This window comes from Paenibacillus sp. FSL R5-0914 (assembly GCF_038004525.1).
Classification (GTDB): Bacteria; Bacillota; Bacilli; order Paenibacillales; family Paenibacillaceae; genus Paenibacillus_AQ.
In genome coordinates, this window is the sequence record NZ_JBBORH010000001.1 from 338,645 (window position 1) to 365,233 (window position 26,589).

The following is a 26,589-nucleotide window of genomic DNA, read 5'->3' on the forward strand; positions in this document are numbered from 1 at the left end:
TTAATCAGACGAATGAGGTGAATTTCTTTTGAAAAAAATAGTCATTTTGGGCGGCGGCTACGGCGGCGTACTCACGGCTAAGAAACTGGCAAAGAAATTTAAGAAAAACAAAGATGTTGAAATCACACTGATCGACCGGAATCCATATCACACTCTATTGACTGAGCTGCATGAGGTTGCCGCGAACCGTGCTCCAGAGGATTCAATCAAGATCGATCTAAAGAAAATCTTTGCTGGACTTAAAGTGAATGTTGTTCTTGACGAAATCAGCAATATTGATTTCAAGGGTAAGAAACTCAAATCCAATAAAACTACCTATGCGTACGATTACCTTGTAATCGGTACAGGTAGCAAACCAACCTTCTTCGGCATTCCAGGTGCAGAAGAGAATACCTTCTCCTTCTGGTCTTACGATGATGCGGTAGCATTGAAACGTCAAATCCGCGACATGTATACCAAAGCCGCTATGGAGAAAAATCCAACTGTACGCCGTGCAATGTTAACTTTCGTTATCATTGGTGCCGGCTTTACAGGTGTCGAGCTTGTTGGGGAAATGGCTGAGCAACGCGAGGAATTATGCAAGGAGTTCTATATCGACCCATCCGAAGTAAGATTGATTGTGGCTGATATGGCTCCGAAGATTCTGCCTATCCTTCCAGATAAGCTGATTCAAAAAGCTGAAGCTCACCTTCGCAAGCTGAACGTGGAAATTGTAACAGGCGCCAAAATCACTGAAGTAGGCGAAGGTAGTGTTGCCCTTGGTGAGAAAAACGTCGTTGCTTCACAAACCATCGTTTGGACTGCAGGTGTTGAAGGTTCTGAAATCGTGGGTGGACTTGAAGTACAACAACAAGGACGCAAACGGATTGTTACGAATGAGAACCTTGAAAGTGTAGATCATAAGAACGTATATGTAGTAGGGGACAACATTTTCTTCATTCCTGAAGGTGAAACTCGTCCTGTACCACAAATGGTTGAGAATGCTGAACAAGCAGCTCCGATCGTTGCTGGTAACATTGCAGCTGACATTCAGAACACTGCTAAAAAAGCATACAAACCAGGTTTCCACGGTACCATGGTATCCATCGGTAGCCGCTACGGTGTAGCAAACGTTGGTTTGCCAGGCAAGTTCTTTATGCTTACTGGTTTTATGGCAATGTTATCCAAACACTTTATCAATATGTTCTACCTGTCTCAGGTTGTAGGCTTCAATAAGGTTTGGACTTACATGATGCATGAGTTCTTCCATGTTGAGAACCGTAAGAGCTTCTTGGGCGGACACTTCTCCAAGCGTTCACCTAACTTCTGGCTCGTTCCGCTTCGCATGCTGCTTGGTGGAATGTGGTTATATGAAGGTATAGATAAGCTACGCAAAATTTGGGTAGATCCTAACAAGATATTCCTAATTCCAGCCGCTCCTTTTGCAACGGATGCTTCATCAGCAGCCAGCGTAGCGGTGGATGCAGTTAAAACAACAGTAGATGCACAATCTGCAGCTTCAGCAGTATCCACTGCAAAAGAAGCGGTTGAAGCATTGCCAGTTCCTGGCTTCGTATATAATATTACAAACTGGTTCATGGATTTGATGTTCTACAACAACGACGGAAGTTATACTTTCCTCGCAAAATGGTTCCAAATCGGTATGGTATGTGCAGAAATCGTGTTCGGTATTATGCTCATCGTTGGTCTGTTCACAGCTATTGCTTCTATAGCGACGATAGCCATGTCCGTCATGATCTGGTCGACCAAAATGGCTTCTACAGAAATGTTATGGTATGTTGGTGCGGGTATCGCCTGCATCGGCGGATCGGGCAGCACATTTGGCCTTGATTACTATGTACTTCCTTGGCTTAAGAAACATTGGAAGAGAGTTCCGATCGTCAGACGATGGTATCTATACACCGACTGATTATAAAGCCCTGAATTCGTGTAATTTATTTTAAAGAAAATATGTAGATTGCATGTCAGTAAGCTAAATATGGATGTACTTCAGAGTAATGTGTCCCTAGGACACATTACTCTCCTTATTTACAAGAAGAAAATAATTTTCCTAATATCAGGAAATGGTCAATTTATTCTTTAATGAATGGTTTTGTAGGGATGATCAGGGGTATGGTTTCTTCCGGCAAAACCGACAAGAAGGAGAGAATCTTGTGAACAAACAACTCATAGAAGATACCCTCCGGTTGTTGCATACTGAAATGTCACCTATTGCCGGAATTGAGCTTAATCCCTCTCCGGCTGCATGTGAGCAGCTAATCTCGGTACTAGAACGCCATGATCTGGAATACAACCGCAAAGTCAATTTGCTGGGTATTTACACTATTCTCACTTTGGCAGCTGAGCGCCATATGGAATGTATCCCACATCATCCCGACCTTACACGCAACATTTTGGATGGAGATTATTTGTACAGCTTTTACCTTCAGTTTGCGGTGAAATGCCGTGAGCTCGACCTAGTTGCTTATCTAGCTCCTTCGATCAAAAAAATGCAAATTAGACGGTCAAATGGAGACTTCGCGGAACATGATCCAGCGGCTGGAATCGAACAGTTCTTGATTCAAGAGTGCAGACAGCGCAGTCGCACAAGCAAAGCCATTTGACAGGTGGGATCTATAAGATGAAGCTGCATGAGGCCTTAAACATAGACATAGATGAAATTAATCGTGAAATCGTAAATCTTGTGGCACGAGATAAGGATGTTCCTAAGAAATCACAACTCGGGCAGAGTATTCTTGAGCTTATAAATTCTGGAGGTAAACGCCTCCGTCCTCTTATGGTCATTGTTGGCAGTCGTTTTGGCCGAAAGGATACGGGTCGAAGAGCGCTTCAATTAGCTGCTGCCGCTGAATTTATTCATGTTGCCTCATTAATTCATGATGATATCATTGACGATTCTGAGTTACGGCGGGGCAAACCCGCCCTACATACTAAGACGGGCACTCTATCAGCAGTGCATATTGGCAATTATATGTCCGCTCGGGTTATCGAACTGTTAAGCAAATATACCGGAGACAAAAACAAATATGTTCATGACTTATCTTCTGTAGCTACTGCTCAGCTCTGTCTAGGTGAGTATCAGCAAATGGAACATGCTTTTGATTATGAGATTACAATGGAGCAGTATCTGGAGAAGTCCTTAAACAAAACAGCTCTTCTTATGGCCACCTGCTTACGTGTGGGTGCATTATCCACCGAAAGCTCAGAGGAAGTGGCCAACCTTCTGTATACCTTTGGCGAAGCCTTAGGCATGTCTTTTCAAATACAAGATGACCTGCTGGATTTCACGCAGTCTGAGGCTGTGCTGGGTAAGCCCGCCGGCAGCGATCTGCGTCATGGTCAGGTTACCCTGCCAGTGCTTTATGCATTACAGGATCCAAAGCTTTCGCCTGTGATTCGTTCAATCGGCCCTGATTCTTCCGATGCTGAGGTGGCACATGTGCTTGCCCTTATTAAGAGAAGCGATGCCTTAGCTCGTGCAGAACAGTTCAGCCAGAACTACCTGGATAAGGCTGGAGCGATTGTGCAGCAGCTCTCCTCCTATCCGGCGCATGCCGATCTGGATACACTGCTGCAATATTTTGCCGACCGTGATCGCTAAGGACCTGCTCTCGGAGCAATCAAAAACGGATACCCCCATTTACTTGGGTTGGTATCCGTTTTTTTGTGTGCTTGCTAAACAAGCCGAACGTAGCGCAGCGCCCGTGAGCGTGTTTAGCTCTCGGAGATTAGTCCCTCAGGAATTAGCGTTACTATATAGGGAATTCCTCCCTATAATTAGCTAATAATCGCTTGAAATCCACGATTATAAGGAATTCCTCCCTCTAAAAACCTAAATTCGCATGGTTTATAGACCAATCAGCCAATTTAGAGGGAGACTTTCCCTATAACAAGATCGAAAGTCACTTAAGCTCGGAAATATAGGGAGTTTTCCCCTATAAGTCTACCTTAGATTAGTTCAGCCCTCTCACACTGCTCTAGCCCCCCTCGCAGATGTCCACAAAAACAAAAAAGGAAAGCCGCGTAGCCAGCTTTCCGATCCCATTGCCTACCCTCTTTTGGGTAGGCTGTTGTCTTTTGTTGTTAGCTTGGAGGCAATGCGCCATTGGTTAGGACGGAACGGAGTGGAATTTTGGAACTGTAGAAGCGTAGCGCTCGCCTTTATTCTCGGATTTCTACCGCAGACAGCCGGTTCAAATCAAAGAAATCCGAGAATAACAGCGATCGAAAGTCCAACATTCCACGCAGTGCAGCTTCCTAACCACACTCAACGATCAACGCTCCTAGCTAACATAAAAAAAATCAATCAGCGTACACATTAAAATCACTATGCTGATCACCTGATTCAGATTATAAGAAGCCACCTTCATCAGCTTACGATTCGATGGTTTTATAATCTTATGCTCGGTCATCAGGAGCAGCGTCGCGATGCCAATCCCTACCAGATACATCCAGCCGAGATCACGCCATAAATATAGGAACAATAGCAGCATAATCATGATGAAATGTAGTCCTTTTGCAATGCGCAGCGCGTTCTCTAGACCGAAAAAGCTAGGAATAGACCATAGACCATGCCGCCGGTCAAAGTCGATATCCTGAGTGCCGTAAATAATATCAAATCCGGCAATCCACAGCATAACCACAGTACCGATAACAAACGGTGTAAATGCGATATTTCCGGTTACAGCGAACCATGCGCCAATCGGTGCAGAAGCAATAACAAATCCTAAATATAAATGACTGAGAAAGGTAAACCGCTTCGTGTAGGAATAGGTTGATATCAATACGATAGCCACCGGTGACAAGATCAAGCAGAGCAAATTAAGCATGCCTGAAGCCACAATGAAAATGGCATAGTTGACAATAACAAAGACAACAACTTCTTTTTCCGCCAGTAAGCGTTGAGGCAGATGTCGATGTGCCGTACGAGGATTCTGTTCATCGAACGTACGGTCCGCCAGCCGATTGAATGCATTGGCGCCATTACGGGCGCCTATCAATGCAATCAATCCCCAGATCATCACATGTCCCGATGGCCAGCCCCCTGCGGCCCATACCATCGATATAATAGCAAATGGTAGCGAAAAAAGCGTATGAGAGAACATTACCAATTCGCTGAACATTTTAAGTTTTAGACCTGCAGTTTTACATATGTTTAGAATCGCCATTCGTGCATTCCTCTTTCTTCACTACTGTGTTTATGTCCATTAATGATTATGGTCTGCAAGAACTTCGTTCAGGACGTTAAGCATCCCGTCGATATCTTCTTCCGTAATAATCATCGGTGGCTGGAAGGCTAGTACATTGCGTCCTATGCCATTTTTACCGATTAGATAACCTCGGTCCTTCATCGCCTCCAGCACTTGATCTGTAAGTGCCGCTGCACCCTCAGCATCTACACCCGTTAGCTCCGCACCCAGCATTAGTCCAGTTCCCCGCACATCAACCATCAACGAAGGATAACGAGCTTGCAAAGCCTTCAGACCTGCCTTCAATCGTTCTCCTAGCTGTACCGAGCGTTCAGGAAGCCGTTCATCTCGAATATAATCAAGCACAGCCAGCGCTGTTGCAGCAGATACCGGATTCCCACCAAATGTGGAAGCTGAAGGACGGTTTAGAGCAAGGGCAATCTCATCGGTTGTAGCGAAGGCTGCAACTGGAATTCCGTTACCGAGTGCTTTGGCCATACTTATAATATCGGGTACAACGTCAAAATGCTCCATAGCAAACATCTTACCAGTACGTCCAAATCCAGTTTGGATTTCATCAGCGATTAGGAGTATACCGTATCTCTCTAACAATGCTTTTACATCACGGAAGTAGGTTCGGGTTGGCATAGTCATTCCGCCGTTGCCTTGGATTGGCTCTACGATCATGGCAGCGATAGTATTCCCCTTCTCTTCAAGCACCCGCTCTAGCGATTCCAGGGATAACGATGCCGCTTCCTCCAGCGATAAATCCGGATGATAAGGGCGAGGAATAAACTCAACGTCATGATCCAAGTATTTATCGGTACGCCACATAGGCAGGCCTGTCACACTCATAGTTAGATTGGTACGGCCATGCAGGCCACTCTCCAGCGCTATAAACCCTTTACGTCCCGTATACATCCGAGCGAGCAGCAGAGCTCCCTCATTAGCCTCAGAACCACTGTTAACAAAGAAGGTCCGTCGTAGTCCACCCGGCATAACCTCTTCCAAACGCTCTGCCAAATCTACACTCGGTTGAGTTAGATAGATGGTTGTCGTGTGCTGCAGCTGCTGCAGTTGTTCAATCGTGCGTACTGTTATAGCCGGATTACAGTGACCACATGCGACTACGGATACGCCAGCGAAGAAATCCGTATAGGACTTTCCTTTTTCATCATAAACAAACTGCATTGAACCACGAACAAGCTGAGGTGCATCACGGTAAAAATGCTGTGTACAAGGATAGAAATATTGCTTACGTTTGGCTGCTACTGTTTCTCTTCCGATGAAGTCTTGTTGTTCCATGAAGGGTTCTCTCCTTTTTGTGAAAATAGTAACTTATTCATAGAGTCCTGTGCACCGCCCTATCACTAGGCGATATTTAGTTCCCATTAAAATACAATTAGTTGAACTGTAGCGAGCCCAAAGTATAACCAGCATAGACTGGCTTAAGGCCGCCCAGCATGTCATCCCTGCTATCAGATCCGTTGATTGCCTGTTGATAAGAAACAATAATTTCACGTAGCTGTTCGACGCTATAGGTTGCTCCTTCAATACGGAAGCTTGATATCCCTAGTCCACTCATCTCACTCAACAAAGGTAAATAGCAAAGCTCTTTTGCGAATAAAAGATGGCAACGGCCGTGCTGATCACGATATACCGGATTCTCGCCTTGATCTGTCTTTAGTACCAATACATTATTGTGCACATATTGATTATCCTCTTCAGCAATAGGCTCCATTAACTCCGTATTCTCATAAAGATCATGTTCCATATACATTAGTGCAGGTGTACCATGAACAACAACTTCCAAAGGCGTTTTGCAACGAGAGGCAAAGGTAGCAAAATGCTCTAGCGTCATTTCTGGCGATACCGAAAGCTGAGTTAAACCTAAGTTAGCATATAATTGCGCTGAAAGATGATTGTATACATTTAAGTTACTGTCCCCAATTAGCGGATAGCCTGTATTGTTATAACGACGAATAGCTCCTAAATTTGTAACGATAATACCGTCAATCGGCAAGCGTTCTCCGCCAAGCAATTGATCATATTGGTCAAAATGCAGCTCAGTCATCATCCGTGGTAAACCCAAGTAGATTTTGCTATCGCCCTTTAGCTCACCCAGTTCCTTGATGTCACGCTTTGTAAAAGGTTTATCTGGTTCAAATACATCCCCTGGCAAGTACAGGCTATCTACACCAAGCTCTAAGACCATCCGTGCCTGTTCCATATTATTCACACGTACAGCTAACTTAGCTTTTGTCTTTTTCGGTTGCTCGACCTCAGCCAATCTTTCCCGCAACTGCTCAACTCGTTTCTCAGACAGCTCACGCTCTGCAGTTGGTGTACTGAATACTTTTCCAGTGCTATAAAATTTACCAGTTCCTTCATAACGGCGGTTAATGTTAGTCAGTCCTGGTTTGCCGAAGGCATACGCCGTCGAAAAGTCACGTTTACGGTTGTTATGAAGCTCTTTCGTATCTACCGTACGATCAAAGCCAATCGGATCATCGATATACCGGTCAATGGCTTCGCCGTAGCTATTCGCCAGCATCACCATAAACTCCTTATCCCGCATGCGGCCCTCTATTTTGAAGGAGGTAATCCCTGATTCAATCAATTCCGGAAGATGTTCATACATGAACATATCTTTTACAGCTAGGGGGTATTCGGCCGGATATACATACCCGTCTTTTTTAACCCTATAATCCCAGCGGCAAGGCTTCATACATTTCCCACGGTTACTGCTCATACCGAATACATGGGAGCTGAAATAACAATTCGCGCCGTGAACGGAGCACATATCCCCGTGAATAAAATACTCCAGTTCCATCCCACTCCGCTGACCTAGCAGCTGAGCTGTCTGCAGATCCATTTCCCGCGAAGTAACCACACGACTTACACCCAGATCACGCAATGCGTAGATCATTTCCAGATTGTGAACATTCATCATGACCGAAGAGTGAACAGGAAGATTAAGCTCCATCTCGCGAATTAGCCCCAGCACTGCCATATCCTGAACAATCAAGGCATCCGGGCGAGCACCGTCAAGGAAACGCAAATATTCTCTAGCCTCTTCCACATCTTCTTCACTAAATAGGTTATTCACTGTGATATACACTTTTTTGTCTAGACGGTGAGCGATATCTAGCGCCTCTACGATCTCCTCATGAGACAGATTATATCCTTTACGCATCATTCTCATATTCAGTACTGGTCCACCAAAATAAACTGCATCACATCGTGCCTGGATCACTTCCTTGAAAATCTCAAACGTTCCTGCGGGTGCTAATAATTCAACTTCTCTACCGTTAAAATAACGTGCCATTCAAGTTCCCTCCCAAGTTGATACTCTTCATACAAGTTGAACTTCTACTTTACACCAAAGCTACTGCAATCCCCATTACAATAAACATAGTAATAAAAATAGTATCGAATATGCCCCACCTTAGGCGGTGATACTGGCTACGCGGAGCATCCATACGAAAACCACGAGCTTCCATGGAATATACCAGATCCTGCGCACGCCTAAACGCACTAGCGATAATCGGAACCAGCAAGGACACTAACATTCGTCCCTTTTCCTTTAAAGGTAGCTCCTTCAGATCAGCACCCCGTGAGGCCTGCGCTTTCATGATAATCTGCGACTCATCTAGAATCGTAGGAATGAAACGAAGGGAAATGCTGATCATCAGCGTGATACGGTCGGGCTTCAAGCCAAACTTTTTGAAAGGAGCCAAAATCCCCTCCAGCCCTTGATTCAGCTTACCCGGCGTTGTGGTGAATGTAAGTAACGCCGTGAAAGTGATCAGAAAGAACATGCGGATGACCGAAAATGCGCCTAATCTTAGCCCTCCCTCATAAATAGACCACGAACCAAGCGTCAGAACCGCATCACCCGTCTTCACAGACAGCAGCTGTACGATAAAGATAAATAGCATTAAATACCGTAAAGGCTTAGCTGCTTTCAGGAAATATTTAAGCGGAATCCGAGTGGAAGCCATAACCGCTATTGAGAAAATAGCCAGCAGCGCCATAGCCATCCACGAACGGGAGAGCAGGATAACAGCTACGTATAATAGCATTCCGGTGATTTTGGCACGAGCATCTAGCTTATGCACCCATGAACCGGTCTCAATACTGCGCCCTATGATTAGCTTCTCATTCATGGCCATCCCTCTTTCCTTCATGCTGCTCGCTAGAGTTGCCTGATCCAGATGGCAGCGAAGCGATTAGCTCTGCTAAGCTCTCTGCCGTTAAGCGAGGAGCTTCATCCGTAAGACCAAAGCGATCAGCTACTGCACGCCAGTAACGAAGGGACTGCGGAACCGTCAAGCCACACTGCTCCAGAATCGAAGGGTCATCTGCCAGCGCCTTTACGCTGCCTTGAAATGCCGTACTGCCCTCTTTAAGGACAAGCCAGTTGTCCGCGTAAGGCAATAACTCATCCATCCGATGCGTGACGACGATGATCGTTCTCCCCTGCTCACGGCATAAACGCTCCAGCAAGTGGATTAGTTCTGCACGGCTGATGGGATCAAGCGTAGCCGTCGGTTCATCCAGAACGATGACTTCAGGGTCCATAGCTAGTACGGAGGCGATAGCTGCCTTACGCATTTGCCCACCGCTCAATTTAAAAGGATTCCGCTCTAGCAGCGCCAGATCCAGCCCCATATCCAACATGGCCTGTCTTGCGCGTGCCTTTGCCTCTTCGAGGCTCATGCCAAAGTTAAGAGGACCGAAGATAAGATCCTTTTCGACCGTATCTTCAAACATTTGCTGCTCTGGAAATTGAAATACCAATCCGACTCTACGGCGCAGCGGCATCAGCTTAGGTGATTTCTCCCCCGCCTGGATGGTTACATCGAGTACTTTTACCGTACCCTCCGTTGGTTTCAGTATCCCGTTAAACAACTGCAGCAGTGTCGATTTACCAGAGCCTGTCGCCCCAGCAATACCAACCATAGAGCCTGTTGGAACACTGAGGTTAATGTCGCGGAGCGCCGTCAGCTTCCATAGGCTTCGGTCAGCATAGGAATAACTTACTTGCTGTAATTCTATGGCCATAACGTGTCTATAAGCTCCTTTTCACTGGCGGGAACATCCACATGGATGCCATGATTCTGCAGCTCGCGTGCAAGACGCCAAGGATACGGCTCACACAGATGGCATTTTTGCAGAAGCTCCTCGTTCCGGAACAGCTCCGCCGGTGTAACATCAGCAGCTAAACCACCTCCATGCAGCGCAAGCACCCGATCCGATGCCAAAATTTCATCTGCATCATGCGTAATCATAAGGATCGTATACTTTCCTTCCGCTCGCATATCCTGCAAAATACCAAGAAGATCATTTCTGCTTCCTTCATCCAACATAGAAGAGGCCTCGTCAAAAATGACGATGCCTGGTTCCATAGCAAGAATGGAGGCGATAGCGACACGCTGCTTTTGGCCTCCAGACAGCTCACCTGGGTGTTTGGACAGCAGATGATTTATTCCCAGCCTCGTCGTATAAGAGTGCAGCCGCTCAGCCATCTCTGCGTACGACAAACAAAGCCCTTCCAGGCCGAATAAGATATCTTCCTCTACAGTGGCTCCAATAAACTGATTATCTGGATTTTGGAACACCATACCGATGCATTGCCGAATGCTTCCGATCGTTTCCTCACTCAGTTGCATACCACTAACCACAATCTCGCCAGCACTCTTAGGCAGCAAAGCATTTAGTAGCTTAACTAGCGTAGACTTCCCGCAGCCATTGGGACCAACCAAGCTAACCCATTGTCCCTGAGAAATAGATAACGTTATATTTTGAAGAATCGGATGCTCAGGATCATAACCAAACGATACCCCATCCAGAGAGATGATAGCTTGTCCTTCTCCCTCTAATTCTTGACCTTCATATGATTCATTCATGTTAGTCATCCTTCCGCTGATGTGACTAATCAGTCCAAAAACTCTTCAAACAACGATATTTTTGACAATGAAGCCACCAAATAACGGACTGCATAGCCCACGGCAATTCCTGTTACTACTCCAGTGATTAGCAGCATGGGAAGATAATAAAAAATACTAAGGGATGAGAATACCATAGAAGCTGCCAGCAGCTGACCGATATTATGTGCAATCCCACCAGCTATACTAATGCCGATCAAGCTTATACTCTTGCCTTTGCCACTAATCAGCATTAACACGAACATTACAACAAAGCTAAACAGCGAACCGAATAAACTGAATAGTAAGCTTGAAAAAGTACCTAGCAAAAATGCAGTAAGCAACGTTTTGAGGATGACAAGCAGGAATGCGTCCCGTCCACGTAAAAAGTAAATACAAGTCAAAATCATAATGTTAGCTAATCCTAGTTTAGCACCCGGCACCAGTCCCATTCCTGACAACGGAATCTGCGCTTCTATTAGACTAAGCACTACTGCCACTGCGGCGAAAATCGCAATAATTACCGTTCTTTTTAAAGCTGTTGCAGATTCACTACTGGACATAGGCATCTATATCATCCTCCCCCGACGCACTTGTGATTTCCACTAATACTCTATGCGGTAGACAGACAATCGTCTGTTTGGGCAGGGTAATAAAACCAAAACCTAGGCATACTTGATCCGGGCAGTCGGCATCGTACATTTCAATCCCGTAATCATGCACCTTCAAGAGGTTATAGCCACGTTCGGTACGAACCTCAATGGTTTGTTCTTCTTTTGTAAGCTTTACCGTTTTAAATAACTCGCCGTCCACCGTTACATTGGCTACGAGATTTTTACCGGCCCCACCTTTATCATCATTGTCCGAAAACCATCTCGGTGCGAGAAAAGCGAGCGCAGCAATCAACACGATGGAAATCAACCACACATCTGCGCGTTTCATAAAAATCTCCCTTATTTTTTAATTAAAATCCAGACTTATTAATTATAACGGTCTACCCTCAATCCTTCAATCAATGTTGGGGTTTAATGTAAGTTTTAGAGGCCAGTTCACAAAATAGGCACGCAAAATAACCCCCACAGCCCCATTTACTCTGGCTTTCTAGCTTTTCCGAATTAATCCACAAATAATCCAGCATACGATATATTCAAATCAAACGCTCTCTCTTGCTCTGCTTGTTCCCCTTCCAAATCAAACAACCCTTATCTTGGAATTCATTATTATATTTGCCTTTTAAACAATACTGTGTTATATTTATATCGTATTTGTTTTCGATATATTGTATATCCCCATCAAGAAGATGTCAGGCCGACTATTTTACACTTCGGCAATTTGGACACAGAGGCTTCATGTTTTCTTGCAGAAACTTTCCTTTTTATGAGACTAAATTCGAAATATAGCATTCCGATTCACACTGGCGCGGTCAATGGAGCCGCAAGGGCAAAAGAGAGGTAGGGCTTTTGTCGTATTGGAAGGATTATTCTCGCCACACGGCTGCTGGAAATAACAAGGAATTAAGACACCCGTTACTCACGAACGGCGGGGGATGAATATAACGAAAAAGCATGGCTGTACGAACCTTACATAAGGACACATGCCATGTGTGGAAAAATATAGGCGCCCGATAACCGCTACCTAGCGGATATCGGGCGCTGTCTACGTTCAGGGCATCTAATTTACATACTGATTCACAAAAGCTGTTACTACGTTTATATACCCCGTCTTATCCATATCATAAGCTAACCCATGCCCTGCTTGTGGCACTACGAACTTCTCTTTGGGACTCTGACATGCCTCATACAATTCATTCATCATACTATATGGTACAAAATTATCGGCATCCCCATGAATAAAAAGAATCGGCACCTTCGCCTTCCTCACCTGTTTCAAGGCAGACGCTTCACTAAAACCATACCCTGCTTTCAAACGAGTAATTAGACTCGCACTTTGAATAAAAGGGAAACTTGGCAAGCGATACATACGCCGTAGTTGGTAGGCTAATTGTGCTTTAACTGAGCTGTAAGCACAGTCCGAGACAATAGCTTTGACCTGCGGCGGGAGATTTTCACCTGAGGTCATTAGCACTGTAGCACCACCCATAGATACCCCATGAAGCACAACTTGAGCACTGGGCCCAGTCTTTTCTATTATATATTCAATCCACTGCAAATAATCCTTGCGCTCATGCCATCCAAAACCAATATAATTCCCAGCGCTTTCCCCATGTCCCCTGGCATCGGGAATCAGGATATTAAAGCCCAGTCTCTCGTAATAGATTTTGGCGTACGCCCCCATATCCTTCCCTTTTCCAGAATAACCATGAGCTAGAATCGCCGTACGACCTTCAGCACGATCCGAAAGGAGCAAGTACCCTCTTAGTTGTAGCCCGTCCTCAGATGTAATCTCCACATTCTCAAAGCTCTGACTGGAGATCCAATCCTTCCCCTCACCCCAAGAAGCCCCGGCAACCGGGGGATCAACCTTCAAATCACGATTATTACTCAGGAATTCCTTCGGTGCTCGTTTAATAGCAATTCCATAAAAGAAAAAGCCCGCATAGATCAGAGCTCCTATGACGATGACAGCGCTAATGAAGAACCATACCAATTCATCTTCCCCGTCCTTTCCTCATATCCGTTGTAAATCAGTATAACATCTACTTAGAATGCGCCAAAATATAACAATCACAACAAAAGAAAACCGCCATCGGAATATGTCCCGAAAGCGGCTTTACTATTCTTCACGGCATAACTTGTATTCAAGCTACAATCACCGTTTATTATTTCTTGCTCGAGAATCTATTTCTCATTAGTAATCCAATAAGTGCAAAACCTAGACCAGTTACATAATAAGGGACTGAACTTGATTCTCCCGTTTTTGGAAGTTCATCCACAGGTGGATTACCTAGCGGGATTGTATCATCCACTACAGCAATATCCTCTGGTGACGGCGTTGGTGTTACTGTCAATACTGGTCCTAATGGAATCTCCTCCTCATCAACAAGTACCTCTGTGTTGCTCGACGGTGTTGGTGTTGATGTTGGTACTGGTGCTGGAGTCGACGAAGCTACAGGGCCCAGCGGCACAGGATCATCATTAACAACGACAGTGCCAATTACAAATGATGGTGTTGGTGTCGGGAACACCGGAGGCTCAGATGTTGGCGTTACTTCTGACGACGGTGTCGGTGTTGGCGTCACTTCCGACGACGGTGTCGGTGTTGGCGTTACTTCCGGCGACGGAGTTGGTGTTGGCGTCACGGTCGGCGTTGGTGTTGGTGTCACGATCGGCGTTGATGTTGGCGTCACGGTCGGCGTTGGTGTTGGCGTCACGATCGGCGTTGGTGTTGGCGTCACGATCGGCGTTGGTGTTGGCGTCACGGTCGGCGTTGGTGTTGGCGTCACGATCGGCGTTGGTGTTGGCGTCACGGTCGGCGTCGGTGTTGGCGTCACGGTCGGCGTTGGTGTTGGCGTCACGATCGGCGTTGGTGTTGGCGTCACGGTCGGCGTTGGTGTTGGCGTCACGGTCGGCGTTGGTGTTGGCGTCACGGTCGGCGTTGGTGTTGGCGTCACGATCGGCGTTGGTGTTGGTGTCACGGTCGGCGTCGGTGTTGGTGTCACGGTCGGCGTCGGTGTTGGTGTCACGGTCGGCGTTGGTGTCGGAGGTGGTTCTTCCCCTCCATATGGATACCAATGCATCTGCACCCCACCAGCAAATCCCTTTGCAATCAGCGTCCCATGCAGTTCACCGGAATTATAAGTTACTTTTGCAAGCGGAGCTAGGATAGTTCCTTCTATTGTTAAACTTCCAATATCAACAGTGCTAGCTTCATAAAAATTAAATAATACCTTGTTAGGGCTACCTCCCCAGATTTGAAAGCTTGGAATGTTAACTGAACTTCCGCTAACGTTAATGATAACTGTGGCGCTATTTGCAATATTAAACTGTAAGCCATTAGCACCAGCGAAATCGGCAGCACTAAGATTAAGAACGTTAAATGGTTCCGGAGCATCAATCGTTATTTTCCCATATTCCTTTTTGAAAGTTCCTATTGTAGCAAGCGAAGAGAATTCATTAGAACGTCCAATAAGAAATTGCTCTTCAGCATCAAAATCAATAGGAGTCCCTTTTCTCGCTGGTTCTTTAAGATCTACACCGTTGCTGGAAAAAACACCACCATAAACGGATGCTCCATGAACAGTCCCATTAGTAAAACTGATGTCATTACCAGCAATAAGAACATCTCCACCTGGATTATCCTTGGATACGCCGTAATTCTGCAAAGTAATATTACCTTTGGCCGCAAGGCGCCCATGAACCTGATCATTAGATTGTTTGAAATCGCCAAAAATAAAAGTATTAAAATTCCCTGCAATACCTAACACAGGTGTAGGAGTATAGGGAAGCACCTCCCCAGCCGCATTTACCAAATGACCTCCAGAAAGACCACTACCTACTGTCAAAATCCCCGCTAATATTAGTGCTAGCAGCGGTTTCATTCTTCTTTTCAAAAAGCACACCTCCTAAATCTATGATTTATATTCAATCAGAATAATTACCAGAAACTCTAAAGGACCTAACAACAAAAAAGACCGCCAAAAAAGAAGTGGAATTCCCTTCTCATGGCAGTCGGACGGTCATAGCGCATTTAAGACACTTTAGACTCCTGGACTTTGCGTCCCACCCTTTCAGGCGGTTTGCTATTATCATGATAATATATGTATTGACTTGCAGATTAGAACTAGCATTTTAAGCATCCTATTAAATAATCGTCTATGACTTTTAATACTTTTGAACTAATAATAGTTTAGCGCTCCATCCCCACAATTGTCAATCAATTCCTTTTGATATTCATACGCGTAAGCAAGCACAAAAAAAAGCGCCTAAAGGCGCTTCACACAAAGGTTTCCCTTTAATTTTAAAGTAACTTTATCCAACCTAATATCGATATCCATAATGGAATACTTAGAATCAAACCAAATACCATTCCACGGCGGAGACTTCCTTCCTCATTCATCCTAATTCTCCCTTTATATAAGTCTGAAGCATTATTTTTTATTATTACAATTTTAATATATTTTATTCTTTCTAATTTAGTTGTGAATTCAATCACATTGGACTAGCTGTTTAGAAATACCATTGATTATTTTTGGAATATCGGGGTAGAATACGAATATACGTTCCCATTAGAGGTGATGAGATTCATGAATAGAGCTGAAAGCAGGGACAACATGCTGGTGAAATCTTATTTATTGCTTCCGATGATTTTATCAGCTTTCGAACGGGACTCCGCCATTCTATCTGCACATTTACGAACACCCACCCCCTATCTGGAGGTTCTTGAAACAGCCGCAGCAGTTGCTACAACAGATCTAAGAGATGTTCGTTCGGAGATGAGAAAACGGGGAATCAAGGTTTATGAGCAGAACAGACTTAACACGGGGATAGAAGCCAAATTTATATGTCGTGGCTACCATGAACGAATGCTGCTGTTAAACGACATTGTCGCTGCCCAAGCTGCCATTCATATGCGCAGATATCTCGGTCTGGATATTTCATCTTTTAAGAGCTATGAAGAGCAGTATCAGATTAAGTGAAGTAGCGAAGAAGCTGCCCCCCTCCCCCATTTAATTAGCGAACAAAAAAATAGGCCTTACCATGGGAGTTGGCAAGACCTGAGAGATTTATACCACAAAACACTGGGGGGTGTTTGGTGTCTTCAATATATACCTTGAACCTGAAAATAAGATGATGCTCACATGAAAATTACATTAAAAAACTTCAATTCGTCGCTTAGGCTAGATCCGGATGCTCCCATAAGCTTAATCTACCTTTAGCCGGGATAGGATAACTCAGCGAAAGATCATTCTCAAGTTTCCAAGCAAAGCGGCCATCACTATAGTCACCAAAATCATATTCGTTCCCCTTATCCATTCCCTCAGGTCCAGTACCGGTGGAACCTCATAACACCCCGTGAGCTGACCTGTCGCAATAATAGCTCCTGTCGGCAAATTATTCGCTGTATGACCATGCTTCGCCAATATCGATTTGAACGGTTCCTGTTCCCATATTTTCTTATCTATACTCATCTGGCATGAATCCCCGACGCTCCACGGTAGGCTAATCTCCTTGACCGAGCTTCGAATTGTTTTTCACCAAGAGCAATCAACTTTGCCCAAGGCTGTCGTATCGTTAAACATCGCATCATACCCATCCCTTCAATCCATCCAGAAGATACAGAAAAGCGCGGTCTCCGAATTCCCGGAATACCGGCTGTATAAGCATTGTAAGAATGCCGGTGAATGGAATTGCCCCCGGACTACGCATTACGAGTGTTCCCCCAGCATATTCTACAAAGTTCTGTATGGTACAGTTTTGTTGCTCATTATAAGGTTCTATAAGGTTTTGTAAAGTTCCTCATGATGGTAGAAGAAATGGTGGAATGATATTCATTCTATCAAACTATTGCGTATATATAAAAATTTAGCAGTATGTCCCTTTCTTAGAAACTATTTCATCCATAATATAGTGATGTATCCAAGGAGAGGAGATGGAACATGTCAAACGGTTGTAATACAAATGCTTACGCTCCCTGTTCAACAGCTGAAGGCAATTCAACTGCAGCAACGGGAGTGGCGTCACACGCAGAAGGCTTTAGAACGCAGGCTGTCGGCGATACTTCCCACACTGAAGGAACATTGACTATATCAAGAGGGTTTGCTTCCCATGCCGAAGGCTTACTCACTCAGGCAAATGGTCACCTGTCACATACAGAAGGAGCAGATACTTCCGCATACGGTCCGGCTTCTCATGCGGAAGGAAGCTCTACTGTAGCTATCGGCGGCGCCGCTCATGCCGAGGGCTTCCGCACTCAGGCAGTAAACGAAGCTTCTCATGTGGAAGGGTCGCTGACCATCGCACGAGGTGCTTCAGCCCATGCGGAGGGTATACAAACTCAGGCGAACGGTCCAGCATCGCACAGTGAAGGATTCAATACATTTTCCGGTATTGATACCGCCCATGCCGAGGGCAACTCGACCGCCGCTACCGGATCCGCCTCTCATGCGGAAGGCTATCGCACTCAGGCAGCGAACGATGCCGCCCATGCCGAGGGCACACTCTCGATCGCAAGAGGTCCATCCTCCCATGCCGAAGGAAAGGAAACCCAGGCAAATGAGAACGCCGCCCATGCGGAAGGGATTGAGAGTATTGCCAGCGGTATCGGTTCACATGCCGAGGGCAGCAGAACCACCGCTACCGGAGGCGCCGCCCATGCGGAAGGCTTTTTAACCGAGGCAAGCGAGGACGCCGCGCATGCAGAAGGGATTGAGAGTATTGCCAGCGGTGTCGGTTCACATGCTGAAGGCAACTTCACCGCCGCTACCAAAACCGCTGCCCATGCGGAAGGCTTTAGCACTCAGGCAAACGATAGCGCCGCGCATGCAGAAGGGATTGGGAGTATTGCTGATGGTTTCGGTTCACATGCCGAGGGTAATTCGACCACCGCTATCGGATCCGCCTCTCATGCGGAAGGTCGTCGCACTCGGGCGGCGAACGATTCCGCCCATGCGGAGGGGATGGACTCGATCGCGAGTGGTCCATCTTCCCATGCCGAAGGCCAAGGTACTGAAGCATCGGGACTAAATTCACATGCGGAAGGCTTTCGAACCCGAGCCACCAATAACATGACCCATGCTGAAGGGGCGATTAATGTTGCCAGCGGTCCCATTTCGCATGCCGAAGGACAATTAAATACAGCCAACGGAAATATATCTCACGTGGAAGGAAGCAACAATACAGCAGGTGGTGCCGTCTCACACGTTGAAGGCCAGCAGAATATCTCTGTTGCTGATTTATCTCATGTCGAAGGATTAAACAATGTGGCGAACCATTTCGGGTCACATATCATGGGCACGAACGGGGCTACCCGGTTCCCCTTATCCTGGCATCTGGCCAACGGCCTAGTTGTCGGTCCAACGCTTAATGCCGCTGTGCTTCAAGGATCGACCGGAAATCTGTTTCTCGATGGTGCAGTGATATCTCCTGCAGCTGCGGATTATGCAGAAATGTTCGAGACTTCTGACGGACTTCCGATTGACGTCGGATATTTCGTAACTTTCCATGGCGAAGGAGAGATGATCCGCAAGGCTACCGCTGAAGATGAATACATTCTTGGTGTCGTAAGCGCAACGCCGGCAATGATCGCAGATGCAAGTGATTTGCGCTGGCACGATCTGTTCCTTAAAGATGAATGGGGGAGAATCCAATACCACGAGGTGGTTATCCCAGAACTGAAGGAGCCTGATGGCACCGTAACCCGTTTGGCCTTCACCAAATCGGAGCCGGTCCTCAATCCGGCCTGGGATCCTACAGCTGAATATGTGTCACGCCTTGACCGTCCAGAATGGGTGCCTGTTGGAATAGTTGGGAAACTGCGAGTTCGGGACGACGGAACTTGCAGTCCCGGCGGATACTGTTTTCCGAACGCTCAAGGCATAGGGACCGTTTCCACAACGGGCTTTAGAGTGATGAAGAGAACTGGCCCCAACCAAGTGCTTATTTTCATAAATGAGGCCTGGAGCAAAAAGTAATCACGTCATTGTCGCGAGAAAGAAGCCTGCTCCATTGATCTTTTGTTTCCCCCTTCGGCATGCGAGAAACTGGCTGTTGCTTGGGGGCCTGAAAGAAGGTAAGAACGGAAAGCTGGACCAAATCACCGGTATGCTCTAGAGTCCAGTGTGTAGAGAGTTTTCAAATGAAGCAGCAATAATCCGCCAAGCTCATGCTCGGCGGATTATTTTATGTATGCTCTAAATTCAAATCTCTGCCGGACGAAAGCGCCGTCTTCAATCTTGATGAAATTCGGCGTGTACCCCTGCACAATGCCGCCGTAATCCATCATATGGCCGATTAAGTCCGGCTCTTCCCTGTACCATACCGAGTCCTTGGATTGGACGAGTGCGTCAGTCAGGAAGTCCGCACCACTCTTCAGAATTTTATACTTATCCCCCAGAAAACTCTTTATTCAAATAAAGGGTAGAACAATTAAAAAAAGCGCGCCCCTCGAAATTCCAAGAATCCGCGCCACGTATGTTTTTTTTGGATGCTGGTGAAGGGAATTGAACCCCCGGCCTACGCATTACGAGTGCGTTGCTCTACCCCTGAGCTACACCAGCTTAAGGCTGATTTTTCTGTCAAACAAAAAATATTATACAACTTTCAGCCAGAAACGCAAGCCTATTTCTCCCTATTTCCCTACTCTCCCAAACTGCTATTCCACCTGTAGTTTACGCTCCACAGACTCCAGCTTTCCACGGCTAGTGGAGGGTTTATCGCGGCGGTCGTCTATTTTAAGTGAGGTAGAGACACGCTCTGCACCTGCGGCAAAAGGAGACTCGTGCAGCGCTTCGACTGCAGCAAAAATACGCTGAAGAGGCCCTTCGATGATTGTACCCATGGATGTAAGCTCATAAGTAATCCCTTCTACCGTCTTCAGCACTCGCTGCATATCCGCAACATAGCTGCTAAGGCTCGTACTACCTGTTCCAATCGGAATAACGGTTACTTCAGCAATAGGCATGAGAATACCTCCTCGGAATTTTAAAGTATGTGTCTCCTTCTATTGTAACAACTCCACCGCTCTCCCACAAATGATCTCATCTTTATTATGCCCCTTCTTCTTTCCCCAAAATTCTCCGAAATATGACTTTCGCCACAAGTATTTTTTCTAACATGAATTCTAGGGTCATCTGCACTACATTTATGGACTCTTTGTGGCATCTTTTCGGACAATTTATGAATCATTTTTTATATGCCTGTGGATCAATTGTGGATTACTTATGGACAGCCTGTGGATCATTTGTGGAGTACTTTTGAAGAACCCGCTCCCCGCGCGGGTTTTCTAAAAAACTGTTTACAAACACAACATCTTGGGTTATTTTTATCTAACGACAACAAAATATAGTGGAGACAGGCGCTTTGATCCTTTATCGGAATTAGAGCTTAATAGGGAAGTACGGTGAAAATCCGCTGCGGTCCCGCCACTGTAACCGGATGCCCCTTACAAGCTTTTAGAAGCTTAAGATGGGCAGATCTCCTGGCAGAAGCCACTGAGGGGTAAGAGCCCCCTTGGGAAGGCGCTGAGAGGTCCTACGGAAGCCAGGAGACCTGCCTGTTTCGACGACACCAACTATGAGTGCCTGCGAGGAACAGGAACGGTGTCCGCATGCGGTCATCTTCTTAGAGGCCACTACAAATATCTGTGTGGATATTTACATAACGCATCGGGCATTTTCTGCCATCCTCGCTAGAGGATGCTTTTTTTATGAGATCACAATGAATATACGGCCGCTTTTGCGGCCCCACTTCTTAATGATAGGACGATAGACTGAGAGGAGAGCTATACAATGACGTTGTTGGAGAGACAATTTAACGGTACAACAAATGCACGAGAAGTTCTTTTAGAAGAGCTCATTGATTTAGGACGCGATATTATCGACAGCCGGGATTTGGACTTGCTGCGCGAGAATGCCAATTTGAACGGAGAGAGTTTCTCCGGTAAAATGAGCAAGTTCGGCAGTGAATATTCAAAATGGTACGCCCGCAACTTTACGATGCCACCGCAGCTAGTGCAAGCCATTGATGACAATGTCGTCTATGTGCATGATCTGGATCAATACGCAATCGGAACGACTAACTGCATTTTTATCCCGTTTGATAAGCTTCTCCGCGAAGGCTTCAACACCGGCAACGGCAGTGTTCGTCCTCCGAACTCCATAATGACAGCTATGTCACTGGTAGCAATTATTTTTCAATCCCAGCAAAATGCTCAATATGGCGGCGTATCCGCCAATAAGCTCGACTATGATCTAGCACCTTATGTAACCAAATCCTTCGCTAAGCTGTTCCGCAAGGGTCTGGATTATTTTGATGAGGGACAAGCTAATGATTCTTTGGGCGAGATTACAATGAGTCGGACCGATCTGGCGGAGTTATATCCAAAAGCGTTTCGTTTTGCACTAAAGGAAACCGAAATCGAAACCCTGCAAGCGGCTGAAAGTATGGTACATAATCTCAACACCATGTCCAGCCGATCCGGTGGGCAAATTCCGTTTACCAGCATCAATTATGGTACTTGTACTTCACCAGAAGGTCAGCTTGTGATCAGCTCCCTGCTAACAGCAACGATGAACGGACTTGGCAGCGGAGAAACACCTGTGTTCCCGATTCAAATCTTCAAATGCAAGCAAGGAGTCAATCAACAGCAAGGTGATCCTAACTATGAATTGTTCCTAAAAGCGGCGGAATGTTCTGCACGCAGACTATATCCGAACTTCGCTAATCTGGACGCTCCGCTCAACTTGCAGTATTATGATCCAAGTGATCCTGATACGGAATTTGCTACAATGGGCTGCCGCACCCGAGTGCTCGGTGACCGTTTTGGGCGTAATCATTGCTCCGGGAAGGGCAACCTTTCCTTTAATACACTGAATCTGGTTCGTCTCGGTCTGGCACACGGCACAGTAACAGGCCGACGTACCGTCGCAGACGAAGCTGGCTTCTATGAGGATCTAAATCACTATATGGATATTGCGCTGGAAGGACTTCTTCATCGGTTCCACATCCAAAGCGCGCAAAAAGCTAAAGCATCCGATTTCATGATGCGAGAAGGCGTCTGGGAAGGCGGCGAAAATCTCGCTCCTGAAGACTCTGTAGGCGAACTACTTAAGCATGGTAGTCTGTCGCTTGGCTTCATCGGTATCGCGGAATGCATGAAAGCCATGTACGGCAAACACCATGGCGAGGATATGGAAGCCCATGCCAAGGCTGTGGCTATCGTGCGTCACATGCGGGAGTATTGCGACCTTAAAAGTGAGGAACTTAATCTCAACATTACCTTGTTCGCAACACCAGCAGAGGGCCTGTCCGGCAAATTCACCAAGATTGATCGCAAGGTACTGGGTTCTATTCCGGGCGTAACTGACCGTGAGTATTATACGAACTCTTTCCACATCCCTGTATACTACGATCTAGGTGCTGCTCAGAAGATCAGCTTGGAAGCTCCTTTCCATGAATACTGCAATGCCGGGGCTATTTCTTATGTCGAATTAAATGGCAATGCCCGCAGCAATCCATCTGCTTTTATCAAAATCATTAAATATGCACTAGAACAACAGGTCAGCTACTTCAGCATTAACCATCCGATTGACCGCTGCTCCAGCTGCGGATACGAAGGCGTAATTGGGACAAACTGTCCTTCCTGCAACGCACATGAGAATGACGTGCACATCCGTCGTTTGCGCAGAGTTACAGGTTATTTAACTGGCGACTATCAGACCCGCTTCAATGCCGCCAAACAAGCCGAAGTACGGGATCGCGTTAAGCATCTATGAATATTTGCGGATACTATCCGGAGTCGATTAACGAGGGAGAGGGCATGCGGGCCGTCCTCTTCATCAGCGGCTGCCGTCATCGTTGCCCGGGATGCTTTAATCCCGAGACATGGAACTTTAAATATGGAGAAGTCTTCACCTTAGAACGTCAACATGAAATCATTGCAGAAATCGCCGCTAACCCTTTGCTGGATGGTCTAACACTGGCAGGCGGCGATCCTTTTTTCTCGGCAGAAGAGGTACTTGGGTTCATTCATGAGCTTCGCGCCGTGCTCCCTGGCTTCCCCATCTGGATTTACAGTGGTTATACGTATGAGGAACTAACCGCCCTTCCCGGTTCGCCGGAGTGGAATCTACTTACACAGTGTCAGGTATTAATAGATGGACGTTTTATAGAAGAATTGAAAGATACTACACTTCCTTACCGAGGAAGCTCTAACCAACGCATAATCGACATTCCGGCCAGTACGAACGGCTCGGAGGTCTTTCTGTGGCAGCCTACTGCGCTATAATATATCAATTTTTGATATTCAAAATTAACCCAAAATAAGAAGGGATGAAATAACCATGCCACAATTCGTAGTAAAACCAGATAATCGCCAACTGGCTTTTGATGAGAAGCGCCTTTCCGTATACGCCGACCGTATCTTAGAAGGTCTTGATCAACTAAATAAAGAAACATTGCTGCGGGGAGTAATTTCCAAACTGCGTCGTGACTCCGTAAGCGGAGAAGAAATTAGCAATGCCTTCACCATGAGTGCTCTAGAGCTTGTAACGAAAGAAGAGCCTACTTGGAAGTTTGCAGCTGCCCGTGCCCTTCTGACTACCCTTTATAAAAAAGCAGCCGTTCATCGCCGCTATAAAGCTTATCCAGAAGAGCCTTACGGTGAGCTGTACCCGCTAATTACGGATCTCGTAAAAAAAGGAATCTATCGTGAAGAGCTTCTAAGTCATTACACCAAAGAACAAATTATCGAACTAGGTGGGTGTATCGATTATACACGCGATCTTTTGTTTGACTATATCGGTCTGCTTACGCTATCCGACCGTTATTTGGCGCATGATTTTGACGGCCGTGTAATGGAGCTTCCGCAAGAACGTTACATGATTATCGCCATGTACCTCATGCACCGTGAGCCAGCTGAGAAACGTCTTGAGCTTGTAAAAGAAGCTTACTGGGCTATGAGCAACATCTACATGACAGCTGCTACCCCTACAATGTCCAATGCCGGCAAAAAGGTCGCTGGACAGCTCTCCAGCTGCTTCATCGATACGGTGGACGATTCCCTAGAGGGTATCTTTGATTCTAATACAGACGTAGCGCGCCTTAGCAAAATGGGCGGCGGTATCGGCGTCTACCTTGGTAAAGTACGGGCACGGGGTTCGGATATCCGTGGCCATAAGAACACTAGCTCCGGCGTAATTCCTTGGATTCGCCAATTGAACAATACAGCAGTCAGTGTAGACCAGCTCGGAACACGTAAAGGTGCTGTCGCTGTCTACCTTGATGTATTCCATAAAGATATTCTCGCTTTCCTCGATCTTAAACTAAATAATGGTGACGAGCGTATGCGTGCACATGACGTATTCCACGGTGTAACCCTGCCGGACTTGTTCATGGAAGCCGTTGAATCACGCAGCCACTGGAACCTCTTCTGCCCACATGAAGTGAAGAAGGTTATGGGCTGGACGGATGAGAACGGTCGTCCGCTTGGTCTGGAAGACTTCTACGATGAAGAGCTTGGTAAAGGCACTTTCCGTGAAAAATATGCTGAAGCTACAGCCAATTTGGAATTGTCCCGTATTACCGTTCCTGCGATTGACATCATGAAACGGATTATGAAATCACAGCTTGAAACAGGTACTCCATATATGTTCTACCGTGATACGGTTAACCGGACGAACCCGAACCGTCACCAAGGTATGGTCTTCTCTTCCAACCTGTGCACAGAAATTATGCAGAATCAATCCGCTACCGTTATTGAACAGGAAGAATTAGTAACCAAAGATGGCAAGACCCGGATTGTTATCTCCAAAATCCCTGGCGATTTCGTAGTCTGCAACCTGAATTCGATTCACTTGGCACGTGCGATTCCAGCTGGTGTGCTGGAAAGACTTGTACCTATCCAAGTACGTATGCTGGACAACGTAATCGACATTAATAATATTGAAGTTCTGCAAGCACAATACACGAACAGCCAATACCGCGCAGTGGGTCTCGGCACATTCGGCTTGCATCACCTATTGGCACTCAAGGGCATTCGTTGGGAATCTGATGAAGCCGTAGAATATAACAACCATTTGTATGAACACATCAACTACCTGTTGGTACGTTCGAGCATGGAGCTTGCCCGTGAAAAAGGCCGTTATCCGAAGTTCGCCGGTTCCGATTGGGAGACAGGTGCATACTTTACTTCACGTGGCTACGTTAGCGGTGAACAAGAAGGTAAATATGTAACCACTGAACAATGGCGCGAGCTGCAAGAAGAAGTGGCTAAAGACGGTGTTCGTAACGCATGGATGTTCGCGATTGCACCGAACGGCTCCACATCGATTATTGCCGGCTCCACAGCCAGCATTGATCCTTTGTATGAATTGCTTTCCTATGAAGAGAAAACAACTTACAAGATCGCTAACCCAGCACCGGATCTGTCCGACAAGACGATTTGGTACTATAAAACTGCGTTTACAATTGACCAAAACTGGTCGATCCGCATGGCTTCTGCTCGTCAGCGTCACGTCGATCAAGGCCAAAGCTTTAACCTGTATGTTCGTCCTGACATCAAGGCTACCGAGTTCCTTGAGCTGCATCTGAACGCCTGGAAGGGCGGATTGAAATCAACTTATTATGTGCGTAGCCGTGCTTTGACAATAGAAGAGTGTGATTCTTGCGCTAGCTAAGAGTCTTACTGCTTTAAAAAATTCGGTGATTTAATCGTAACTGCGAGCAATGTTTGGGCTTCCGGTCGCTGTTATCCTCAGATTTCTTGATCTATACCGTCTTCGCGGTAGAAATCCGAGGATAAAGGCGAACGCTATCGCTCCTACAGCTCCAAACTTTCTCTCCGTTACTTCATCA

At 46.2% G+C, this 26,589-nt stretch carries 21 protein-coding genes, 1 tRNA gene and 2 riboswitches; of the genes, 8 read left to right on the forward strand and 14 right to left on the reverse strand.

Going from position 1 to position 26,589, the window contains the following annotated elements; all coding sequences use genetic code 11:
• The first annotated feature begins 28 nt into the window (after window positions 1-28).
• From MKX60_RS01435 to MKX60_RS01445, 3 genes are all read left to right on the forward strand, one after another.
• A complete protein-coding gene (locus tag MKX60_RS01435) occupies window positions 29-1,909 on the forward strand; it encodes an FAD-dependent oxidoreductase (RefSeq protein WP_042184509.1) in 1,881 nt (626 codons plus the stop codon).
• Between the two features lie 244 nt (window positions 1,910-2,153).
• Entirely contained in the window at window positions 2,154-2,603 is a 450-nt protein-coding gene (locus MKX60_RS01440; RefSeq protein WP_042184507.1) for a hypothetical protein, read from the forward strand.
• A 17-nt stretch (window positions 2,604-2,620) separates the two neighbouring features.
• Window positions 2,621-3,601 (forward strand): polyprenyl synthetase family protein, encoded by a 981-nt coding sequence (locus tag MKX60_RS01445; protein WP_076285941.1) that lies wholly within the window; start codon window positions 2,621-2,623, stop codon window positions 3,599-3,601.
• Window positions 3,602-4,283: 682 nt separating this feature from the next.
• On the opposite strand, the gene MKX60_RS01450 is transcribed toward MKX60_RS01445, so the two are convergent.
• The 10 genes from MKX60_RS01450 to MKX60_RS01495 form a co-directional block, all read right to left on the reverse strand.
• Window positions 4,284-5,168 (reverse strand): UbiA-like polyprenyltransferase, encoded by an 885-nt coding sequence (locus tag MKX60_RS01450; RefSeq protein WP_341058935.1) that lies wholly within the window; start codon window positions 5,166-5,168, stop codon window positions 4,284-4,286.
• 39 nt (window positions 5,169-5,207) lie between these two features.
• A complete protein-coding gene (locus tag MKX60_RS01455; RefSeq protein ID WP_341058936.1) occupies window positions 5,208-6,494 on the reverse strand; it encodes an aspartate aminotransferase family protein in 1,287 nt (428 codons plus the stop codon).
• Window positions 6,495-6,591: 97 nt separating this feature from the next.
• On the reverse strand, window positions 6,592-8,517 hold the full coding sequence (locus tag MKX60_RS01460; protein ID WP_341058937.1) for a peptidase U32 family protein: 1,926 nt from the start codon (window positions 8,515-8,517) through the stop codon (window positions 6,592-6,594).
• Window positions 8,518-8,566: 49 nt separating this feature from the next.
• On the reverse strand, window positions 8,567-9,358 hold the full coding sequence (locus MKX60_RS01465) for an energy-coupling factor transporter transmembrane component T family protein (RefSeq protein WP_341050531.1): 792 nt from the start codon (window positions 9,356-9,358) through the stop codon (window positions 8,567-8,569).
• Window positions 9,351-10,256 carry an ATP-binding cassette domain-containing protein gene (locus MKX60_RS01470; RefSeq protein ID WP_042184495.1) on the reverse strand — a complete coding sequence of 302 codons (906 nt, stop codon included), beginning with the start codon at window positions 10,254-10,256 and terminating at the stop codon, window positions 9,351-9,353. Before MKX60_RS01470 ends, MKX60_RS01465 begins: the two co-directional genes overlap by 8 nt.
• Window positions 10,247-11,101: an ATP-binding cassette domain-containing protein gene (locus tag MKX60_RS01475; RefSeq protein ID WP_341058938.1), complete on the reverse strand. Its 855-nt coding sequence runs from the start codon at window positions 11,099-11,101 to the stop codon at window positions 10,247-10,249. The genes MKX60_RS01470 and MKX60_RS01475 overlap by 10 nt, the downstream gene beginning before the upstream one ends.
• Before the next feature lie 29 nt (window positions 11,102-11,130).
• The gene (locus tag MKX60_RS01480) at window positions 11,131-11,688 is read right to left on the reverse strand and encodes a Gx transporter family protein (RefSeq protein WP_042123757.1); all 558 of its coding nucleotides are present in this window, start codon (window positions 11,686-11,688) and stop codon (window positions 11,131-11,133) included.
• Window positions 11,672-12,061, reverse strand: a complete 390-nt coding sequence (locus MKX60_RS01485; RefSeq protein ID WP_042184493.1) for a NusG domain II-containing protein — start codon at window positions 12,059-12,061, stop codon at window positions 11,672-11,674. Before MKX60_RS01485 ends, MKX60_RS01480 begins: the two co-directional genes overlap by 17 nt.
• 729 nt (window positions 12,062-12,790) lie before the next feature.
• A complete protein-coding gene (locus MKX60_RS01490) occupies window positions 12,791-13,726 on the reverse strand; it encodes an alpha/beta hydrolase (RefSeq protein WP_076300179.1) in 936 nt (311 codons plus the stop codon).
• 172 nt (window positions 13,727-13,898) lie between these two features.
• Entirely contained in the window at window positions 13,899-15,629 is a 1,731-nt protein-coding gene (locus tag MKX60_RS01495; RefSeq protein ID WP_341058939.1) for a choice-of-anchor A family protein, read from the reverse strand.
• Window positions 15,630-15,739: 110 nt separating this feature from the next.
• Window positions 15,740-15,830, reverse strand: a riboswitch (cyclic di-GMP riboswitch).
• 492 nt (window positions 15,831-16,322) lie between these two features.
• Here MKX60_RS01495 and MKX60_RS01500 point away from each other — a divergent pair.
• Window positions 16,323-16,715: a hypothetical protein gene (locus MKX60_RS01500; RefSeq protein ID WP_042184484.1), complete on the forward strand. Its 393-nt coding sequence runs from the start codon at window positions 16,323-16,325 to the stop codon at window positions 16,713-16,715.
• 255 nt (window positions 16,716-16,970) lie between these two features.
• On the opposite strand, the gene MKX60_RS01505 is transcribed toward MKX60_RS01500, so the two are convergent.
• A complete protein-coding gene (locus tag MKX60_RS01505; protein ID WP_341058940.1) occupies window positions 16,971-17,207 on the reverse strand; it encodes a hypothetical protein in 237 nt (78 codons plus the stop codon).
• A gap of 115 nt (window positions 17,208-17,322) precedes the next feature.
• Window positions 17,323-17,445: a hypothetical protein gene (locus MKX60_RS01510; RefSeq protein ID WP_256716360.1), complete on the reverse strand. Its 123-nt coding sequence runs from the start codon at window positions 17,443-17,445 to the stop codon at window positions 17,323-17,325.
• 230 nt (window positions 17,446-17,675) lie between these two features.
• Here MKX60_RS01510 and MKX60_RS01515 point away from each other — a divergent pair, with 230 nt between their 5' ends.
• Window positions 17,676-19,709: a peptidase G2 autoproteolytic cleavage domain-containing protein gene (locus tag MKX60_RS01515; protein WP_081393191.1), complete on the forward strand. Its 2,034-nt coding sequence runs from the start codon at window positions 17,676-17,678 to the stop codon at window positions 19,707-19,709.
• A gap of 513 nt (window positions 19,710-20,222) precedes the next feature.
• On the opposite strand, the gene MKX60_RS01520 is transcribed toward MKX60_RS01515, so the two are convergent.
• Together MKX60_RS01520 and MKX60_RS01525 are read right to left on the reverse strand one after the other, a co-directional pair.
• Window positions 20,223-20,294, reverse strand: a tRNA-Thr gene (locus MKX60_RS01520).
• A gap of 95 nt (window positions 20,295-20,389) precedes the next feature.
• Window positions 20,390-20,698 (reverse strand): MTH1187 family thiamine-binding protein, encoded by a 309-nt coding sequence (locus MKX60_RS01525; RefSeq protein ID WP_076285946.1) that lies wholly within the window; start codon window positions 20,696-20,698, stop codon window positions 20,390-20,392.
• Window positions 20,699-21,072: 374 nt separating this feature from the next.
• Window positions 21,073-21,307, forward strand: a riboswitch (cobalamin riboswitch).
• Between the two features lie 217 nt (window positions 21,308-21,524).
• Between MKX60_RS01525 and MKX60_RS01530 the strand changes: the two genes are divergently transcribed.
• Genes MKX60_RS01530 through MKX60_RS01540 form a run of 3 tightly spaced genes read left to right on the forward strand, consistent with a single transcriptional unit; the run spans window position 21,525 to window position 26,411 of the window.
• On the forward strand, window positions 21,525-23,510 hold the full coding sequence (locus MKX60_RS01530) for an anaerobic ribonucleoside triphosphate reductase (RefSeq protein WP_341058941.1): 1,986 nt from the start codon (window positions 21,525-21,527) through the stop codon (window positions 23,508-23,510).
• Window positions 23,507-24,022 (forward strand): anaerobic ribonucleoside-triphosphate reductase activating protein, encoded by a 516-nt coding sequence (gene nrdG / locus MKX60_RS01535; protein ID WP_076285948.1) that lies wholly within the window; start codon window positions 23,507-23,509, stop codon window positions 24,020-24,022. The genes MKX60_RS01530 and nrdG overlap by 4 nt, the downstream gene beginning before the upstream one ends.
• A 55-nt stretch (window positions 24,023-24,077) precedes the next feature.
• Window positions 24,078-26,411 (forward strand): ribonucleoside-diphosphate reductase subunit alpha, encoded by a 2,334-nt coding sequence (locus tag MKX60_RS01540; protein ID WP_042184468.1) that lies wholly within the window; start codon window positions 24,078-24,080, stop codon window positions 26,409-26,411.
• The last annotated feature ends 178 nt before the right edge of the window (window positions 26,412-26,589 follow it).

Excerpts from the sequence above, each read along its gene's own strand:
- MKX60_RS01500 (WP_042184484.1), top strand. The coding sequence starts at position 16,323 with ATGAATAGAGCTGAAAGCAGGGACAACATGCTGGTGAAATCTTATTTA.
- MKX60_RS01525 (WP_076285946.1), bottom strand. The coding sequence starts at position 20,698 with ATGCCTATTGCTGAAGTAACCGTTATTCCGATTGGAACAGGTAGTACG.
- nrdG (WP_076285948.1), top strand. The coding sequence starts at position 23,507 with ATGAATATTTGCGGATACTATCCGGAGTCGATTAACGAGGGAGAGGGC.
- MKX60_RS01530 (WP_341058941.1), top strand. The coding sequence starts at position 21,525 with ATGACGTTGTTGGAGAGACAATTTAACGGTACAACAAATGCACGAGAA.
- MKX60_RS01505 (WP_341058940.1), bottom strand. The coding sequence starts at position 17,207 with ATGAGTATAGATAAGAAAATATGGGAACAGGAACCGTTCAAATCGATA.
- MKX60_RS01515 (WP_081393191.1), top strand. The coding sequence starts at position 17,676 with ATGTCAAACGGTTGTAATACAAATGCTTACGCTCCCTGTTCAACAGCT.
- MKX60_RS01510 (WP_256716360.1), bottom strand. The coding sequence starts at position 17,445 with ATGCGTAGTCCGGGGGCAATTCCATTCACCGGCATTCTTACAATGCTT.
- MKX60_RS01465 (WP_341050531.1), bottom strand. The coding sequence starts at position 9,358 with ATGAATGAGAAGCTAATCATAGGGCGCAGTATTGAGACCGGTTCATGG.
- MKX60_RS01455 (WP_341058936.1), bottom strand. The coding sequence starts at position 6,494 with ATGGAACAACAAGACTTCATCGGAAGAGAAACAGTAGCAGCCAAACGT.
- MKX60_RS01460 (WP_341058937.1), bottom strand. The coding sequence starts at position 8,517 with ATGGCACGTTATTTTAACGGTAGAGAAGTTGAATTATTAGCACCCGCA.
- MKX60_RS01445 (WP_076285941.1), top strand. The coding sequence starts at position 2,621 with ATGAAGCTGCATGAGGCCTTAAACATAGACATAGATGAAATTAATCGT.
- MKX60_RS01450 (WP_341058935.1), bottom strand. The coding sequence starts at position 5,168 with ATGGCGATTCTAAACATATGTAAAACTGCAGGTCTAAAACTTAAAATG.
- MKX60_RS01475 (WP_341058938.1), bottom strand. The coding sequence starts at position 11,101 with ATGAATGAATCATATGAAGGTCAAGAATTAGAGGGAGAAGGACAAGCT.
- MKX60_RS01480 (WP_042123757.1), bottom strand. The coding sequence starts at position 11,688 with ATGCCTATGTCCAGTAGTGAATCTGCAACAGCTTTAAAAAGAACGGTA.
- MKX60_RS01540 (WP_042184468.1), top strand. The coding sequence starts at position 24,078 with ATGCCACAATTCGTAGTAAAACCAGATAATCGCCAACTGGCTTTTGAT.
- MKX60_RS01485 (WP_042184493.1), bottom strand. The coding sequence starts at position 12,061 with ATGAAACGCGCAGATGTGTGGTTGATTTCCATCGTGTTGATTGCTGCG.
- MKX60_RS01470 (WP_042184495.1), bottom strand. The coding sequence starts at position 10,256 with ATGGCCATAGAATTACAGCAAGTAAGTTATTCCTATGCTGACCGAAGC.